Below are 15,833 nucleotides of genomic sequence, written 5' to 3' on the forward strand. Positions count from 1 at the left end.
GTCGTCGAGGCGGGTCGTCGAGGCGGTGGACCGTGACCGTCAGACTACGGTCGGGCCCGGGCGCCCCCCTGAGCTGTCCGCGGATCACATGGTTCAGGACCGGCACGCCGCTCTCCAGCACACCGCGCAGCAGTTCCTCCGACCCCTCCGGGTCGTCGACCCGGTAGGCCTCGGTGAAGTGCAGTCCCACGATGTGCTCGGGCGCGACCGCGTCGGACAGGGAGTTGACCCGTACCACGCGCAACTCCGTGTCCAGCACGTGCAGTCCCACCGCGGACTGGCTGAACAAGGTGTCCAGGAGGGCGTCCGTCATCCCGTCGGCCGAGGACGCCCCCGGGACCGGTGCACCGGCGTCCGGCACGTCGCACCCCCATCTGGCTCCGCCGCCCCTGCGAATCGGCAGCTCTGCCGACAGCCTGCGCGTACCGCGCCCGGCCCGCCATCGCACGGCGGCAGACGGGTGAAGCCGGCTCGCCCGGAGCTCCGCGCACATCCGGTGCGCCCCGGCGGCAACCTTTCCGGGCCCGGCGGTGACTGAGGGGTACCCGACACCCCCACTCCGGAAGGCACGCACCGTGGCTCCTGAGCATTCCCGGTCCCCCCGAGGCCGCCGTACCCGTACCGTGATCGGCGCCGTCACCGCAGGCGTGCTGGCCGCCGCCGGACTGGTCGTCACCGGTCAGACCTCGCATGCCGCGACCGCGCGCCAGGCGGAGGCGCTGGACCGTGGCGTCGTCAGCGTCCACACCGACGCCGGCAATCTGATCAGCTGGCGCTGGCTGGCCACCGACGCCGACGACGTGTCCTTCAACGTCTACCGCGCCGGTACGAAGGTCAACGCCGCACCGGTCACCGGCTCGACGAACTACTTCCACGCCGGGGCCCCCAACTCGGCCGACTACACGGTGCGGGCGATCGTCGGCGGCGTCGAGCAGAGCGACTCCGTGCACGCGATCCAGTTCCGCAGCGGCTACAAGGACGTGCCCATCAGCCCGCCCGCCGGCGGCACGACCCCCGACGGCGTCGCCTACACCTACGAGGCCAACGACGCCTCGGTCGGTGACCTCGACGGCGACGGCGCACTCGACTTCGTCCTGAAGTGGCAGCCCACCAACGCCAAGGACAACTCCCAGTCCGGCTACACGGGCAACACGATCGTCGACGGGATCAAGCTCGACGGCACCCGGCTGTGGCGCGTCGACCTGGGCCGCAACATCCGCTCCGGCGCGCACTACACCCAGTTCCAGGTGTACGACTACGACGGCGACGGCAAGGCCGAGGTCGCGATGAAGACCGCCGACGGCAGCGTCGACGGCAGGGGAACGGTGATCGGCAGCGCGTCGGCCGACCACCGCAACTCCTCCGGCTACGTCCTGTCCGGCCCCGAGTACCTGACCATGTTCAACGGGCAGACGGGCGCCGCCATGGGCACCGTCGACTACGTCCCGGCGCGGGGCACGGTCTCGTCGTGGGGTGACAGCTACGGCAACCGCGTCGACCGGTTCCTGGCCGGCACCGCCTACCTCGACGGGGCCCGGCCCTCGCTGATCATGGCCCGTGGCTACTACACCCGCACGGTGATCGCCGCCTGGGACTGGCGGGGCGGGGCGTTCACCCGGCGCTGGACCTTCGACACCAACAGTTCGACCAACTCCGGCAAGGGATACGACGGCCAGGGCAACCACCAGCTGTCCGTCGCCGACGTGGACGCGGACGGCAAGGACGAAATCGTCTACGGAGCCATGGCCGTCGATGACAACGGCAACGCCCTGTGGACCACGAAGAACGGCCACGGCGACGCCATGCACGTCGGTGACCTGGACCCTTCCCGATCAGGTCTCGAGGAGTTCAAGGTCGACGAGGACAGCTCGAAACCCTCGTCCTGGATGGCGGACGCCAGGACCGGCCGGATCATCTGGTCGACGCCCGCCGCCGGCGACAACGGACGCGGCGTCAGCGACGACATCTGGTCCGGCAGCGCCGGCGCCGAGTCCTGGTCGTCGGCGGCCGACGGGGTACGCAACCCCCAAGGCGCCGTCGTCGCGAGCCGTAAGCCCTCCAGCGCCAACTTCCTGTCCTGGTGGGACGGCGACACCACCCGGGAACTCCTCGACGGCACCCACATCGACAAGTACGGCACCTCCGGCGACACCAGGCAGCTGACCGGGGCCTCGGTCCACTCGAACAACGGCACCAAGGCGACTCCCGCGATCTCCGGCGACCTGTTCGGCGACTGGCGCGAGGAAGTGGTCTGGGCGACGACGAACAACACCGCTCTGCGCATCTACTCCACGCCGTACGAGACCGGCACGAAGATCACCACACTGCTCCACGACACCACCTACCGCACGGCCCTGGCCTGGCAGAACACGGCCTACAACCAGCCCCCGCACCCGAGCTTCCACATCGGGAGCGGAATGGCGGCGGCGCCGCGGCCGGCCGTGTCGACGCGCTAGCTGGGACGATGCATCCCAAGGGCTCCAGCAAGATGGCGGTCGGAGTGCTCCAATCCGACCGCCATCTTCGCGCCAGTCAGCCTCTGGGGAGAATCTGGGGAGATCCACTACGGATCGACGGGCAGAGTTCCCTCGACGCCCTCGACGCCCTCGACGCCCTCGACGCCCTCGACCACGGAGGCGGGACCGCCCGTTAGGAACCTTCCGAGCGCGGCCCGGCCGCGATTCCCCGACTTCGGCATGAAGTGCACGTAGGTCCGGAGCGTGAACGCCGGATCCGAGTGCCCCAACCACGCAGCAAGTTGAGTGATGGTCTCGCCCTCGGACAGGACGACGCTGGCAAAGGTGTGCCGCAGAGCGTGGAACCCAAACTCCCGCGGCATCTCCCACTTCTCCTTGCGCCAGGGATGCTTGCCGGCCTTCGGCTCCACCAGCGTCACTTTCGCCGCCGGGATGAGGCCGGCATCGGCAAGCGCCGGCTTCCAGTGCTTGTCGTTGAACGTGTCCTTGTTGATGCCGTTCCCGAACTGCGTGGTGACCAGAAGTCGGACCGACCGCAGCGGGCGATCGTCCCACGCCATGTTCGGGCGGTCCGGGTCGATCCAGGGCAGTGTGACCTCGACGGTCGGGAAGCGGTTGGCGTACTCCTTGACGGCGGCCGCCAGCTCGGGGGCACACGGCGCGTTCCGCTCCTTGTTCCGCTTCGGCGGCCCGAAGGCGAAGTGCCCGTTCACCTTCAGGATCTGCCGGACTACGCGGATGTCTTCGCCCTCGACGTCATCCGGTGAGAGGCCGAAAGCCTCGCCCTGACGGAGCCCGGCGCCCGCCGCCAGGTTCACCAGGATGCCGTAGCGGTCCGGGAGCTGTTTGCGCACGGCCGCAACAGTTTCCTGCGACCAAGCGAACGCCTTGCTTGTCGGGACACGCGGCGCCCGAAGGTCGGGGTCCCGGAAGGGGTTGGCCGGGATGCGTTTGGCCTTGTGTGCGGCTTGCAGGATCGTTGAGAAGTGTGCCCATGTGACGGCGAGCGTACCGACGTCAATGTCCTTCTCGGCGCGCACCTGCCACGCCTTGATCTCGTCGAAGCCGATCCGGTTCAAGGCGAGGCTGCCTACGTGCGGAAGGATGTGCCTGAAGACGCGCGACTGCACTACGGGCCTGGTGGTGGGCGGGTAGCGCACGGTTGGCCACCAGTGCTCTTCTACATAGTCTCGCAGGGTCATTGAGCCGTCGCGCGGGTCGTAGAACTCACCGGATGTCGCGTCAGTCGCGGACTTCTTCAGCCAAGCCTTTGCCCCGTGCGGGCCTTCGAGCTTCTCGAACGACCGGTCGCGAACGCCGGGAATCCCCGCGACTCTCCACCGCTTTCCTTGCCCGTGGCGGGCGGTCTCGCGCCGCTTCCCCGTCGCAGGGTCGGGCCGCTTCGTGTACCAGCGGTCCTCGATGTATCCCGGCATGCCGTGCCCTCCTGCTGGCGCCTATACGAGCGCCACGTCAGGGGAGTCCATGGTGACGATCTCCCCGCGCCATAGCTGGAACCACTGTCCGCCGGCGAGGAGTTCCCCCACGGCGGCGTTGAGCGCTTGCACGAACTCGTCGACCAGCGCGTCGGGGGAGACGTGGATGGTGACGAGGCCCTTGCGTTCCCGCATGTCGACGAGCGGTGCGGGGCTGAAGTCGGAGATCTGAAAACGCACGCGCAGCGGGCTTGAGGGGGAGGCGATGGATATGACCTCCCCCCGCCACACCTGGTACCAGTGTGCGCACTCCAGGATGTCAGCCAGGGTCGCGTTGAGGGCCTGGGTGAACTGTGTGGGTGTTGCGTGGCGGGCGACGCTGATCTGCAAGAGACCGCGGTCTTCGCGCCAGTTGGAGATGACCCCTGCGTCGAGGTCGGCGGCTTCGTATACAGCGCGCAGCATAGAGCGCCCTCCCGTTGGTAGGTGCGCATGTGACGGGTCGGTCATATGCGCACGTTGTGGAAGGGTACGACTAGTTACGGGTGATCGACAATCAGTTCAGTAATTGTCTACTTTGAATGTCTTTCGGTCAGGCGTGGGTTGCCCACCCTGCCGTGTGCTACTCGTCGTCGCGCTTTGCTCGCTCGTCGGCTTCGATCATGGCCCGCCAGCGGCGCTGTTCCTGGGGTGACATCCCGCCCAGGTGGCCGAGGATGATGCGGACTTCGTCGCCGTAGCCGGCGAGCTCCGTGGCCTGGTACCCAAGCCATTGATCTGCTGCCGCTTCCTTTACTCGCCGCAGGGGCACCCCTGTGCCGTTGGCGATGGCCTTCAGCTGCGGGAGCAGGGGCGGATTGACGGGGGGTGTCTTGACCAGCTTCTGCAGGGCCTGCTTCACGAGCCGGGTGCCGGTGTCGGGGTCTACGGCGCGGTTGGCCATGTCCTGGTAGGAGAGGCCGCTCTCCTGCACTTCCAGGATGAGTCGGGACAGCGCACCCGTGGGTGAGGGTCCGGTGGGGCGGTGGTCCTCAGCGGTCGCTGCGGCCGTCATGTCCTCGTCCTTTCGTGTCACTTCAGTACCGACTGTCTCTCTAGAAGTCGTTGAATGCCGGAAAAGTTGCAGGTCAGTCCCTACAACCATCCTGGATCCGGGACGGATCGTCTATAGATCAATGCTATCCAGCCACGAACTCGGCCGACAGTCGGGATTCGAGCGTCCCTGAAGTGTTGACGAATCGTCCCGCAAGGTGTTGACTCAAGGGCAGTGAAAGGCACCTCTGCACCGGGGGAGAACCATTGAGTGTGCGCTATGAACTCAGAGACCTTGCAGTCCTCAAATGGGTCATGGAACACCCAGGTCGCGGGGCCCCTTACTCCGTGCGAATGCTCGCCGAAGCCAGTGGAATCTCTCGATCGCAGGTCGGTCGCCTCGTGAGTGGCGAACTGCCTGACCTGCCCGTCTATGAAGCGCATCAGCTGTCGGAGGCCCTCGGGGTCGCCGTGCTGGTTCTCTTCATGCCCCCACCGTCCCCGAAGTAGGGACGACCTGTCACCCGAAGTGCGCCCCTAGAAAGGAGTAGCCAGTGCCCAGGTCCAGCCAGAACCCCACGCCTGCCCCGCCCGGACACGTCTGGATCGATGAGGCGTCGCGCCTCACTGGTCTCAGCGTGAAGACGCTCTACAACCGCCGGTACAAGGACGAGTCGCCGTCCGCAGGCAGCTTCCCGATCGGACGGAAGCTCGCCTTTCCCCTCGAAGGCCCCGACGGCATCAAGGCCTGGTTCGAGGCCCAGCGCAACCCGGCCCCCGACGCCGACAAGGCGCACAGCAGCCGGCCGCCGGAACCTCGCAGGCTCCGCAACGGCCGCTCCAGTCAGCACCCCGTCAAGGCCGCTGCCTAACAGCAGCAAAAGAGGCCGACCCGAAACCGCGAAGCCCGGGCCGACCTCAGATCCACCACACCATCCGCGTGAACAGAGAGGTGGACCGATGTCCATCATTCCATCCGCACCCCCGAACGACCCCACCCCCGACGTCGAGATCCGCGCCGCTGTCGCGAAGCTCCGGAAGCACGTGAAGCACGCCACGGACGGGCCGTGGGTCACCAGCTCCGTCTGGTCGCCGCGCGCCACCTGCACGAGCGCCGTCTACTCCCACGCCCACCCGGCCGGCTCGGTCGAGTCCGAGGTGGTCGCCTCGGGGCGCATCAAGTCGGGGTACGGCGGGATCCGCGAGCCGTGGAACGCCGAGTACATCGCCCTCATGCAGCCCGACGTCGGCGGCGCGCTCGCCGACCTGCTGGACGACCTGGCCGACGGCGACGACGAGGGGTTCGTGAACCCCTGGGCCCTCGGCCTCGCCCGCCAGATCAACGGCGCCAAGGACGGTGCGGAATGAACGACGACACCTTCTGGGCCGAGCAGCGCGCCATCGGGACCGCCAGCTGCAGCCAGCACGCCGGCCCGACCGCATGCGGAACCTGCCAGAGCAACGTGCAGGCCGGCAAGCGAGTCGAGCACGAGGAGTGCAGCCAGCGCGCCACTCTCCTGCAGGCCCCCGACCACCCCGACTACGAGCTCCTCGCCGGCTTCTCGCTGGAGGAGAACGCTAAGCTCCCGGTCCGCTTCCACATCCCCGTCTTCGACGACTGCGGTGAGCCGAACTCCTGGCTGTGCGCGGTCTGCTGGGAAGACGGCGTTGTCAGCCAGTGGCCGTGCAAGACGGCAACGGAGCAGGGGACACGGGTCTTCACGCCGCTCCACGAGGCGGAGACGACGCAGAAGCAGAGCGTCGCCGCTGTACGCATCGAAGCAATCGCCGACCGGGACGCGCAGATCATTGCGTGGCTGGAGAAGAAGGCCGCCGAGGAGGGCACCAGCAACAAGGCCGCCCGGGTCCGCGCGACAGCCATCTACCGCATGGCCGACAAGCTCAGCCGCGGCGCGGTCAGGCCGCCCCTGTCGAAGGGGGCGGACACGTCGGCCGAGGACGCGTTGTCGGCGATCCGCACGGCGGCGCAGGACGGCGACATGGCCCGGGTGCGGCAGCTGGTCACGGACTACTACGCGGCCCTGCGCGGCGCCGAGGACACCGTGGCGGTGACGTCATGACCCGCCGACAGGCCCGCCTCGAAGCGGCCAAGAAGAAGGGTCAGCGCCAGGCCGACGAGTGGAACGAGCGGTACCCGGTCGGTACGCCCGTCACTGCGTACCCCCTGACGCTCCCCGGCGAGAACCCGCACTTCTTCAAGCAGCTGGACACGGCCACCCGCACCCCGGCCTGGATCCTCGGCCACGGCGAGCCTGTCGTGTCCGTCGAGGGTTACGCGGGCGGCATCTGCCTCACCCACGTCGACCCGATCGTCACGCCCCGCACCATCGCCGCCCTGGACGTGCCGGCCGCCGTGGTCGAGCAGCAGCTGGCGCGCGACGTCTGCCTGAGGGCCATGGACAAAACGCTCTCCCCATCGGACCGCATCGCCTACGCCAACGACCTGTTCCTGCTGGCCCACCCCGAGGCGTGCTCCACGGACGCCGACTACCCGGAGTGGGCTGCCAACCTCGCCCTGCAGACCGCGAACTACCGCACCGCCCGGAGGGCGTCATGAACCCGTCCATCAGTTGGGGCGACGACCCCATCGCGCTGGAGACCGGCACGAACGGTCGCACCTTCATCCGGATCGGCCGGGCACTGAAGGTCGATGTCACGGACGCCTCTCTCGACCAGCTGCGCCGGCTCGCGAACGTGGCGGATGACCTGGTGGCCGTGCGCGAAGCGCGCGCCGACGTCGCCGCCCAGGTCGCCGCTGAGGACGGGGTCCGTCACATCGGCATCCCCGTCCAGCGCAACGGGTCGGTGGCGGCATGAAGCGCCGCCCGGTCGCGACCGTGCAGGCCGTTCTCCTCGGGGTCCTCCCGGAGGCCCCCGCCGAAGCCCAGCAGGCGGCTGGTTCGGCCCTGGTCCGCAGCCTCGGCCTCGTCGACCGGCCCCGGGATCTCAAGGCGGAGCGGGACTACGCGGACTCCGTCGCTTCCGGCTACGTCAGCCTCCCCGCCGGCTGCTCCATCCCGGCCCCGGAGCCGACGCCGGAGCTGCTGAACAGCATCTGGGACGACCTCGCCCCGTGCCCGCTCGACGGCGGACTCACCCGATTCCTCGATGAGGCGGCCGCCGCGTGACCGCGTACACGATCACCGCTGCCCTGATTGGCCTCGTGTTCTGCGCATTCGCCGTCAAGCCCAGCCTGTTCACCCGGAAGGCAAAGCGATGAGCAACGTCATAATCCGCCACCTGCACCGCGACGACCGGCCCAAGCATCGGGCGTCGGACAAGTGCAAGACCCTCGTGGCCGAGGTCAAGCGCCTTGCGGAGCGGCTTCAGCACGCAAACGCCCTGATCCGGCAGCTCATCAACGACACGTCGGATGCAAACCGGGCGCGTCGGACTGCCGAGACGAAGCTCAGCTTCGCCGAGGACACCATCACCATCCGCGACGGGCAGATCCGTGACTTGACGGCCCGCATCCGGGACCTCGAAGAGGCCCGCGGCAAAGCACCCGAAGCGGAGGCTCCGACTGCTACCCGGTTCGAGTGCGGGTCGGTCGTCCGACTGGGGGCCCGCACCCCGGACTGGTCGCCTCTCACGGATGGCGAGACCACCCAACCCATCCCGCTCGGCCAGCTCCCGCAGACAGCCGCTGCGGCCTGAAACCCGCCGGGCCGGCGGATGCCACCGGCCCCCGGCCCGGCGCCCAACCACTTCCGAAGGAGCAAGCCATGCAGTACACGCAGGACGCCCTGTTCCCCGACACCGAAGTCGTCGGCACCGGCCGCCCGTTCCCGTGGAACCCGGACGAGGAAACCGTGCAGGAGCTCCCGCCGTTCCAGGTCGAGGTTCTGTTCGACCAGGAGCCGCAGCCGTGAAGGTGCGCATCGAGCAGAAGGAGCTCGCGGACGCGGCAAAGCGGGCCCACCGCCGCCTCCCGAGCAACCCGCCGGTTCCGATCATGGCCGGGCTGGTCATCGAAGCCACCGACGTAGGCGCCGTCACCCTGTCCGGGTTCGACTACGAAACCAGCACCCGGGGAACCCTGGACGCCACCGTTCTGGAGCCGGGCAAGGTTGTGGTGTCGGGCCGCATGCTGGCCGATGTGGCCGCGGCGTTGCCGCCCGGGCCGGTCGACTTGGTCGCCGACGAACACCACCTGGACGTCACCAGCCCGGGCAACCAGTTCCAGCTGCCGCTGATGCCGGACGGCGACTACCCGAACCTGCCCGAAGCCCCGGCAGAGTCGGGGACGGTGGACGGCGTCCTGTTCGCCACAGCATCCGTGCATGCTGCCGCCGTGGCCATGCCGCAGAAGGATGCGGTCGGCCGGTTCGAAGCATTCGGCGGCACCCATGTGCAAGCCGTCGGAAACAGGCTGCGGGTTCGGGCGAGCGACAGCTACCGCATGGTCGAACACACCATGCCGTGGACGGGCACCGAGGGCAGCCTCCTCATCCCCGCCCCCGACCTGGCCGCCACCGCCAAAGCTCTCGCCGGCGGCGAAGTGGCCATCGGATTCCCCAGTGCCGGGAACGGGGTGGCCGCCCTGTCCAACAAGCAGGTGGCGGTCACCGGGCGATGCATTGCCACCGAGTTCCCCAACATTGACCGCTTCTTCCCGAAGAAGGACGAGGCCGTCGGCGTCGCCACCTTCGACGCCGCCGACCTGGTTGCCGCAGTGAAACGGGCCGCCCTGGTCAACGAAGAAGACGTCAAACCGATCCGCATCGCCTTCGACGGCCGGGGCGCCACCGTCAGCGGCGGCACCGGTGGCCCGTCCGGTCGCAGCCACATCGACGTGGAACAGGAAGGCCTCGACGGCTTCGAGATCGCCTACCGGCCCGGCTACCTGACCTCGCTGATCGCCCCGATCGAGGGGGCTGTCCGGTTGTGGTTCAGCACCCCGACGAAGCCGGCCCTGGTCGAACCCGTCGACGACGACACGTACCGGGCGGTTCTCATGCCCGTCCGGGTCTGACCTGCCTCACGTAAAGCGCCCCCGCCGAGGCAAGCGGCGGGGGCACCCAACCCAAGCATCCCAGGAGTTCACCGTGATCACGATCGCCGACCGCACCCTCAGCCGGATCGTCTCCCAGACCAAGCCCCACATGGGGGACCGCAACGACTCCGAAGCCGTCCAGGTCATCACCTTCGAGTTCGCCGACGGCCACCTCTACACCTGGGCCACCAACCGGTACACGCTCGCAGTGGCCCGCACCCAGGCCAAGGGCGACGACAAGCCGTGGCTGGCGGTCATGGGCCGCCAGCAGATGCCCGAGCTGGCAGCGGCCATCCGCCTCCTGGACGCCAAGCCGATCAGCATGGAACGGAACGGGGACCACCTGATCCTCTCCGGTGAATCCGGCAGCCGCATCACCATCGAGCTGCAGGACGACCGGCAGCTGCTCGACTGGCGAAAGGTCGTAGCCGCCGCAGCCGAACGGCCCAGTGCCGCCAAGCCCATGGCCCTCGACCCGAAGTTCTTCGCGGCATGGAAGAGCCTGCCGGGGCCCGTGCAGATGTGGTCGTCCGGCGAACAGAAGGCCGGGGTCATCATCGCCGCGGACTTCATCGGTCTGCAGATGCCGATCAACCCCAGCCCCGAGGCGGCCAACAGTCTTCGCCGCGAGCTCGACAGCTGGAAGCCAGCCGAGCCGGCGTCGCTGGCCGCGGCCGCCTGACCACCCCAGACCGCGGCGATGATGACCCCGGCCTTCTGTTCGCCGGACGACCACATCTGCACGGGCCCCGGCAGGCTCTTCCATGCCGCGAAGAACTTCGGGTCGAGGGCCATGGGCTTGGCGGCACTGGGCCGTTCGGCTGCGGCGGCTACGACCCCCCTCCCCCGTCCCCCTGCTCGTCCGTCAGCCGGAGGAGCAGGCCTCGTCACCCAGGGCGAACGCGGCCGGCGCGGCGTTGCCGCCCGTCAGGGTGCCCGTGAACCCGAAGCCCACTGAGCCTCCCGGCGCCACCCGTCCGTTCCAGGAGATGCTCGCGGCCTTCACCTTCGCCCCGTCCTGCGTGGGTGTCGCGTTCCACATCTGGCTGACCCTCTGTCCGTTCGCGAACGTCCAGCCGAGCTGCCAGCCGTCCAGGGTCTCAGTGCCGGTGTTGGTGAGCGTCACATCGGCCTGGAAGCCGCCGGACCACTGGTTGGTGACCTTGTACGTCACCGAACAGGCCGTGTCCCCGGGCGGGTTGCCCGGGTCGGTCCCGGGGTCGGTTCCGGGATCCGTGCCCGGGTCCGTACCGCCTCCGTCACCGTCCGGGGAGTCTCCGTACATGATCCCGCGCCCGTTGGTCGAGACGTACACCCGCCCGTAGATCCTCGGGTCACCGGTAATGGAAGCGCCGATCCAACCCCATTGGTGCGCGTCGTCGTTGATCCGGGTCCACGTCGTTCCCGCGTCCGTGGAACGGAAGACACCGCGCACACCGCCGATCTTCGCGGTCACGAAGAGCGTCTGGTAGGAGGCTCCCGCAGCCGCCTTGCCGAAGCCGACCGAGTCCGCCTGCTCGATCCCGGACAGCTTGGTGAACGTCGCACCCGAGTCGGTGGAGTGCCACAGCCCGTAGGCCCCGGTCGCACTGCCGCCCGCGAGCCACACATCGCCTTCGATGCCGGGCACGGCCTTGAAGCGGACGTTGCCGTCGGCGGGCAGGCCGGTCGACGCCTTCGCGGTGAAGGTGGCGCCGCCGTCCGTGGAGACGTAGAAGGTGCCGGCCTTGTACCCGTAGAACTTCTTCGGGTTCTTCCGGTCGGACTCGACGGTCGCCCCGGCCGGGATCCCGGTGGACGCCGACCACGAACTCCCGTACCCGGTGGTGTGCTGCACGCCCACACCCTCCGGGCTCCACACGAAGCCACTGGCGTCGGCCGCCGCCGCGACCGTGCCGCCGCCGGTGACTCCGGCCGGCTCGGAACCCTGGAACCAGTTGGACCCGTTGTCCGTGGAGAAGCCGATGTGCGGGGCGGCGTCGGCGCTGCCGACCCGTACGACGGTGTTGGGGCTCGCCTCCGCGAAGTCGAGGCTCGTCGTCGAGGTGAGGTTGGGCGAAGTGAACATCATGCCGGGAACGGCGTCCAGGTCGGTGTGCCGGAAGCCCCCGATGTCGCCGAGCGCGCTGAGCAGCGGGGCTCCGGACGGCGGGCTCGCCAGGTCGTTGACGGCCGTCTCCTCAAGGCCCTTCACCATCGGCGTGATCGTGAACTGACTGCCTGAGTCCCAGTTCCCGAGGTTCTCGGTGCCGTAGATCGTGGCGCCGGTGCCATACATCATCCGGTTGGAGTCGAACGGGTCGATCTCCAGCGCCTCCGTCATCCAACCCAGCTTGGGCGAGGTCTCCGGCGGCGTCGGGTTGGCACCCCAGGTCAGCCACGGCACGGACGACACGTCCTGCTTGAAGCGGTTGGTGCGGTTCGGATAACTGCTGTAGTCCCAGGCCTGCGTCCAGGTCGCCCCGCTGTCCGTGGAGCGGAAGATCTGGGTGTCCGGCCACCAGGAGCTGTAGGCGGTCGCCATCAGGGTCCCGGGATGCTGGCGGTCCACGGACAGCCCGCTGAATCCGTAGTACGTGTCCGCCTCGGCGACCGGGCTCACGTCCGTCCACGCACCGGTCGCGGTGGCGTACCGCCAGATCCGGCCCTTGCCGCCGTCGTACGGCCCGCCGGTGTCGCTCAGCGTCAGATACAGGTAGCCGTTGTCCGAGTCGAGCACGCCCTTGTGGGAGAGGTATCCGGTCGGCTGTCCGGCGATCCGCGACCAGGTGACGCCACCGTCGGTGGAGCGGTAGACGGTGTTGTCCTTGTCGGCGACGCCCACGTAGATGTCCTGGGTCGCACTGCCCGCGCTGCCGGTGCGCTCGTCGAAGGTCACCCAGACGACGCCCTGGTTGTCGTTGCCGTATCCGCTGGTGTCGGTCGGGTCCTGGGCGTAGTTGCCCGGGTTCGGGAAGGCCGTCACCTCGGACCAGGTCGCCCCCGAATCGGTGGACCGCCACAGGCCGTTGCCGCTGGGAGCGCCGAGGTACAGCACGGAGTTCTTGTTCGGGTCGACCGCGAGGCGCTCGCCCATGCCGCGGCCCGGCATGTTCCCGCCGAGCTTGAAGGGGAGCTCGGACGCCTTCCAGCTGGCGCCGCGGTCCGAGGAGCGCAGCACGGCGCCGTTGTCCGGGTCCCAGCTGTTGGTGTACGTGCCCACGGCGGCGTACACGTTGTCCGGGTCGGCCGAGTCGGAGGCGAGGCTCACCACACCGGACCAGCCCCAGTGGTCCCAGTCCACCCAGTCGAGCAGCGGGGTCCACCGCTTGCCCGCCTGGTCCCAGCGATAGGCGCCGCCGATGTCGGTGCGGGCGTAGGCGAGGTTCTTCTCCGACCGGCTGAAGATGATCCCGGGGACGAAACCACCGCCGTCGATGCGGACGTTCTTCCAGTCGTACGTGTCCGCAGCCAGGGACACATCGGATGGCTCGGCGGCCGGTACGACATCGTTGGCTCGCGCCGATGCCGGAGCGCCGGTGGCGAAGAGCCCGGCGGTAAGGGTGAGTGCTGCCAGGAGGGCGGCAAGGGGTCTGGCGCTTGAGCGCACGGAAACGTCCTCTCCGAACGAGACCGCCGACAGGGGCGGTACGGGGCGGGTACGGATGTGGGAGCGCTCCCATACGCGTCCCGATGGTAGCGGCGCGAACCCGCCGGGAGAAGGGTGCTGCGCAGGGTTCATCGGATGACTCGGGCCCCGGCCCCGGAGCGGCAGACCACGCGTACCGGAGCGACAGACCATGCGCACGGGCAGCGGCGGCCGGCACCCTGCGGGAAACCGCAGGACGGGCGTACGGGCCACCGCACCCCGCCGGGCTGCAATGCGCATAACCGGCCATCTCCTCAAGGACCGGGTGGCGCAGGTGGAGGAGTTCCTCGACTCGCTGGAGCGGATCCATGCGGGCGGGGCGGTCTTCGACCCGGAAGCCGTACGGCAGTTGGCCATCCTCAGTGCGCACGGCGACCCGCTGTCGCGGCTGACCCCGCGCGAGCGCACCGTCCTTGAGGCGCTGGCACAGGGCCATACCGACGCCGCGATCGCGCAGAAGCCGCACATCTCGCTGAGCGCGGTCGAGAAGAACCTGAACGCGGTCTTCGACAAGCCGGGGCCGGGGCACACCACCGGCTACAACCGGCGGAGCCTCGCCGTGCTGCGCTATCTGGACGCGTGACGGCGCCGGCTCACGCGTACCAGTCGGCCATTCCCGGCGGGTCGCACAGTTCGAGTACCACTTCGCCCGCTTCCGAGGTCTTCCCGCCGACGGGCCGGACCCGGTCGCCGACGCTCACCAGGTGGGGAGCCGCGCCCACGATGCGGCAGCGGTACACGAAGCCTTCGGGGAAGCGGACCAGGGACTCGTTGCGCATGACGCGCGAGTAGCGGTTCACGACGCTGGACCGCACGACGACACCGTGTCCGTCGCTCTGCTCCGACTCCAGGTCGCTCGACGCGCAGACGGGGCACAGGAGCCTGCGGAAGGACGCGGTGCCGCACCATCGGCACACCTGGTAGACCAGACCCTCCGTGCTGCGCGGCTCCACTGCGTCGCGAGCTGTGGGTTCCACGTCGATTCCGGTGATGGACACGTCTGGGCCTCCCGCGCTCGGTTGGGTGCGCCGCACCTCCGGCGACGGCACACGGGCACCGTATGGCACTTAGTTCCACGAAGTAAAGGTACTGAGTGCCGGAGGATGTGAACCGTCGAGTGAACTACCTCTCAGTGGTGCCGCGTTCCTCGTCGAGCGCCGCTTCCACGCGCTGCACGACGCGCCACATCGGTGCGCCCTTCGGCGCGATCATCACGATCACCTCGTCCTCGGCCGCCGGCGCCGGCGGCCGCTCGGCGGCCGGTCCCCATACGGCGCGGACGAGTTCGAGCGCCCGGTCGACCTCGGCACCGGCATCGCCCCGGCCGCCCGAACGCAGCCAGGACCGCAGCCCGTTGTTGTGCGCCGCGACCACCGAGGCGGCGATCACCTCCGCACGCAGGGCGGCGTCGGGGGCGTCGGCCCACCGGCGCTCCAGGTACCCGGCCATGGTCCGCTCGTAGCGGCGTACGACGGAGAGCTCGTAGGTGCGCAGACCGGGCACCTCCCGGGTGAGCCCGTAGCGCTGTACGGAGAACTCCGGCTTCTCCGCGTACATCCGCAGGACCAGCCGGGCCGCGTCGCACACCGCCTCCACCGGATCGCCCTCACCGGCGGCCTCCAGGAAGGCGGTCATGTCCGCGAGGCAACGCTCGTGGTCGGGGAAGACCGCGTCCTCCTTCGAGGGGAAGTACCGGAAGAACGACCGGCGCCCCACACCCGCGCTGGCGACGATGTCATCCACCGTGGTCCGCTCGAACCCGCGCTCCATGAAGAGCGCGAAGGCCGCCTCGGCGAGCACGTCACGCATGGGGGGCTTCTTGGCCGGCCCGCGGTCATCGGTCATGCCGGAAACGTAGCATCGGTGTCGCGCATCCGACACTGGGTACCTTTACGAAGGGTACTGGGTGCCATAGGATCGTTTCAGAGACACCACGAAGTACAGGGAGAGCCGGCGTGAGCTTGAGGATCGTTGTCTGTGTGAAGTACGTGCCCGACGCGACCGGTGACCGGCATTTCGCCGATGACCTGACGCTGGATCGTGAGGATGTCGACGGTCTGCTGTCGGAGCTGGATGAGTACGCGGTCGAGCAGGCGTTGCAGATCGCGGACGCGGCGGACGATGCGGAGGTCACCGTGCTGACGGTGGGTCCGGAGGATGCCAAGGACGCGTTGCGCAAGGCGTTGTCGATGGGTGCGGACAAGGCTGTTCACGTCGAGGACGACGATCTGCACGGCACGGAC

At 68.9% G+C, this 15,833-nt stretch carries 19 protein-coding genes and 1 pseudogene; 13 read left to right on the plus strand and 7 right to left on the minus strand.

The window, feature by feature from the left end:
* Positions 1-361, minus strand: a 361-nt coding sequence (locus EAO72_RS02735) for a PAS domain-containing protein (protein ID WP_261991285.1), incomplete at its 3' end; no start/stop codon positions are given.
* A gap of 214 nt (positions 362-575) precedes the next feature.
* Between EAO72_RS02735 and EAO72_RS02740 the strand changes: the two genes are divergently transcribed.
* Complete coding sequence (locus EAO72_RS02740) at positions 576-2,456, plus strand: rhamnogalacturonan lyase (RefSeq protein WP_148015605.1); 1,881 nt, start codon at positions 576-578, stop codon at positions 2,454-2,456.
* Positions 2,457-2,563: 107 nt separating this feature from the next.
* On the opposite strand, the gene EAO72_RS02745 is transcribed toward EAO72_RS02740, so the two are convergent.
* The 3 genes from EAO72_RS02745 to EAO72_RS02755 all read right to left on the minus strand — a co-directional run bounded on the left by EAO72_RS02745 (position 2,564) and on the right by EAO72_RS02755 (position 4,967).
* Positions 2,564-3,913, minus strand: a complete 1,350-nt coding sequence (locus EAO72_RS02745) for a tyrosine-type recombinase/integrase (protein WP_148015606.1) — start codon at positions 3,911-3,913, stop codon at positions 2,564-2,566.
* Between the two features lie 21 nt (positions 3,914-3,934).
* A complete protein-coding gene (locus EAO72_RS02750) occupies positions 3,935-4,378 on the minus strand; it encodes a hypothetical protein (protein ID WP_148015607.1) in 444 nt (147 codons plus the stop codon).
* 157 nt (positions 4,379-4,535) lie between these two features.
* On the minus strand, positions 4,536-4,967 hold the full coding sequence (locus tag EAO72_RS02755) for a hypothetical protein (protein ID WP_148015608.1): 432 nt from the start codon (positions 4,965-4,967) through the stop codon (positions 4,536-4,538).
* Positions 4,968-5,499: 532 nt separating this feature from the next.
* On the opposite strand from EAO72_RS02755, the gene EAO72_RS02760 reads away from it, so the two are divergent.
* The 10 genes from EAO72_RS02760 (at position 5,500) to EAO72_RS02800 (ending at position 10,644) form a co-directional block, all read left to right on the plus strand.
* Entirely contained in the window at positions 5,500-5,817 is a 318-nt protein-coding gene (locus tag EAO72_RS02760; protein ID WP_148015609.1) for a MerR family transcriptional regulator, read from the plus strand.
* Positions 5,818-5,905: 88 nt separating this feature from the next.
* Positions 5,906-6,313, plus strand: coding sequence for a hypothetical protein (locus EAO72_RS02765; RefSeq protein ID WP_148015610.1), 408 nt, complete (start codon positions 5,906-5,908; stop codon positions 6,311-6,313).
* Entirely contained in the window at positions 6,310-7,026 is a 717-nt protein-coding gene (locus tag EAO72_RS02770) for a hypothetical protein (protein ID WP_148015611.1), read from the plus strand. Before EAO72_RS02765 ends, EAO72_RS02770 begins: the two co-directional genes overlap by 4 nt.
* Positions 7,023-7,523 carry a hypothetical protein gene (locus EAO72_RS02775; protein WP_148015612.1) on the plus strand — a complete coding sequence of 167 codons (501 nt, stop codon included), beginning with the start codon at positions 7,023-7,025 and terminating at the stop codon, positions 7,521-7,523. The genes EAO72_RS02770 and EAO72_RS02775 overlap by 4 nt, the downstream gene beginning before the upstream one ends.
* A complete protein-coding gene (locus tag EAO72_RS02780) occupies positions 7,520-7,783 on the plus strand; it encodes a hypothetical protein (RefSeq protein ID WP_148015613.1) in 264 nt (87 codons plus the stop codon). The genes EAO72_RS02775 and EAO72_RS02780 overlap by 4 nt, the downstream gene beginning before the upstream one ends.
* Positions 7,780-8,094 (plus strand): hypothetical protein, encoded by a 315-nt coding sequence (locus tag EAO72_RS02785; RefSeq protein ID WP_148015614.1) that lies wholly within the window; start codon positions 7,780-7,782, stop codon positions 8,092-8,094. Before EAO72_RS02780 ends, EAO72_RS02785 begins: the two co-directional genes overlap by 4 nt.
* An 88-nt stretch (positions 8,095-8,182) precedes the next feature.
* Positions 8,183-8,623: a hypothetical protein gene (locus EAO72_RS02790; protein ID WP_148015615.1), complete on the plus strand. Its 441-nt coding sequence runs from the start codon at positions 8,183-8,185 to the stop codon at positions 8,621-8,623.
* Between the two features lie 68 nt (positions 8,624-8,691).
* Positions 8,692-8,838: a hypothetical protein gene (locus tag EAO72_RS41760; protein ID WP_187284911.1), complete on the plus strand. Its 147-nt coding sequence runs from the start codon at positions 8,692-8,694 to the stop codon at positions 8,836-8,838.
* Entirely contained in the window at positions 8,835-9,941 is a 1,107-nt protein-coding gene (locus EAO72_RS02795) for a DNA polymerase III subunit beta (RefSeq protein ID WP_148015616.1), read from the plus strand. The genes EAO72_RS41760 and EAO72_RS02795 overlap by 4 nt, the downstream gene beginning before the upstream one ends.
* 73 nt (positions 9,942-10,014) lie before the next feature.
* Entirely contained in the window at positions 10,015-10,644 is a 630-nt protein-coding gene (locus tag EAO72_RS02800) for a hypothetical protein (protein WP_148015617.1), read from the plus strand.
* Between the two features lie 183 nt (positions 10,645-10,827).
* Here the strand turns inward: EAO72_RS02800 and EAO72_RS02805 are convergent, their stop codons facing one another.
* On the minus strand, positions 10,828-13,551 hold the full coding sequence (locus tag EAO72_RS02805; RefSeq protein ID WP_410089973.1) for a cellulose binding domain-containing protein: 2,724 nt from the start codon (positions 13,549-13,551) through the stop codon (positions 10,828-10,830).
* A 283-nt stretch (positions 13,552-13,834) separates the two neighbouring features.
* Between EAO72_RS02805 and EAO72_RS02810 the strand changes: the two are divergent.
* A pseudogene (locus EAO72_RS02810) lies at positions 13,835-14,173 on the plus strand (LuxR C-terminal-related transcriptional regulator); the annotation flags it as partial.
* A 10-nt stretch (positions 14,174-14,183) separates the two neighbouring features.
* On the opposite strand, the gene EAO72_RS02815 reads toward EAO72_RS02810, so the two are convergent.
* On the minus strand, positions 14,184-14,588 hold the full coding sequence (locus EAO72_RS02815; protein ID WP_148015619.1) for a Zn-ribbon domain-containing OB-fold protein: 405 nt from the start codon (positions 14,586-14,588) through the stop codon (positions 14,184-14,186).
* Between the two features lie 124 nt (positions 14,589-14,712).
* Positions 14,713-15,435: a TetR family transcriptional regulator gene (locus EAO72_RS02820; RefSeq protein WP_148015620.1), complete on the minus strand. Its 723-nt coding sequence runs from the start codon at positions 15,433-15,435 to the stop codon at positions 14,713-14,715.
* A gap of 110 nt (positions 15,436-15,545) precedes the next feature.
* Between EAO72_RS02820 and EAO72_RS02825 the strand changes: the two genes are divergently transcribed.
* Positions 15,546-15,833: electron transfer flavoprotein subunit beta/FixA family protein (locus tag EAO72_RS02825; protein WP_410089975.1), on the plus strand; the 288-nt coding region annotated here is incomplete at its 3' end.

The organism is Streptomyces sp. OR43 (genome assembly GCF_008042275.1).
Classification (GTDB): Bacteria; Actinomycetota; Actinomycetes; order Streptomycetales; family Streptomycetaceae; genus Streptomyces.

Excerpts from the sequence above, each read along its gene's own strand:
- EAO72_RS02765 (WP_148015610.1), top strand. The coding sequence starts at position 5,906 with ATGTCCATCATTCCATCCGCACCCCCGAACGACCCCACCCCCGACGTC.
- EAO72_RS02755 (WP_148015608.1), bottom strand. The coding sequence starts at position 4,967 with ATGACGGCCGCAGCGACCGCTGAGGACCACCGCCCCACCGGACCCTCA.
- EAO72_RS02820 (WP_148015620.1), bottom strand. The coding sequence starts at position 15,435 with ATGACCGATGACCGCGGGCCGGCCAAGAAGCCCCCCATGCGTGACGTG.
- EAO72_RS02745 (WP_148015606.1), bottom strand. The coding sequence starts at position 3,913 with ATGCCGGGATACATCGAGGACCGCTGGTACACGAAGCGGCCCGACCCT.
- EAO72_RS41760 (WP_187284911.1), top strand. The coding sequence starts at position 8,692 with ATGCAGTACACGCAGGACGCCCTGTTCCCCGACACCGAAGTCGTCGGC.
- EAO72_RS02750 (WP_148015607.1), bottom strand. The coding sequence starts at position 4,378 with ATGCTGCGCGCTGTATACGAAGCCGCCGACCTCGACGCAGGGGTCATC.
- EAO72_RS02770 (WP_148015611.1), top strand. The coding sequence starts at position 6,310 with ATGAACGACGACACCTTCTGGGCCGAGCAGCGCGCCATCGGGACCGCC.
- EAO72_RS02775 (WP_148015612.1), top strand. The coding sequence starts at position 7,023 with ATGACCCGCCGACAGGCCCGCCTCGAAGCGGCCAAGAAGAAGGGTCAG.
- EAO72_RS02785 (WP_148015614.1), top strand. The coding sequence starts at position 7,780 with ATGAAGCGCCGCCCGGTCGCGACCGTGCAGGCCGTTCTCCTCGGGGTC.
- EAO72_RS02780 (WP_148015613.1), top strand. The coding sequence starts at position 7,520 with ATGAACCCGTCCATCAGTTGGGGCGACGACCCCATCGCGCTGGAGACC.
- EAO72_RS02790 (WP_148015615.1), top strand. The coding sequence starts at position 8,183 with ATGAGCAACGTCATAATCCGCCACCTGCACCGCGACGACCGGCCCAAG.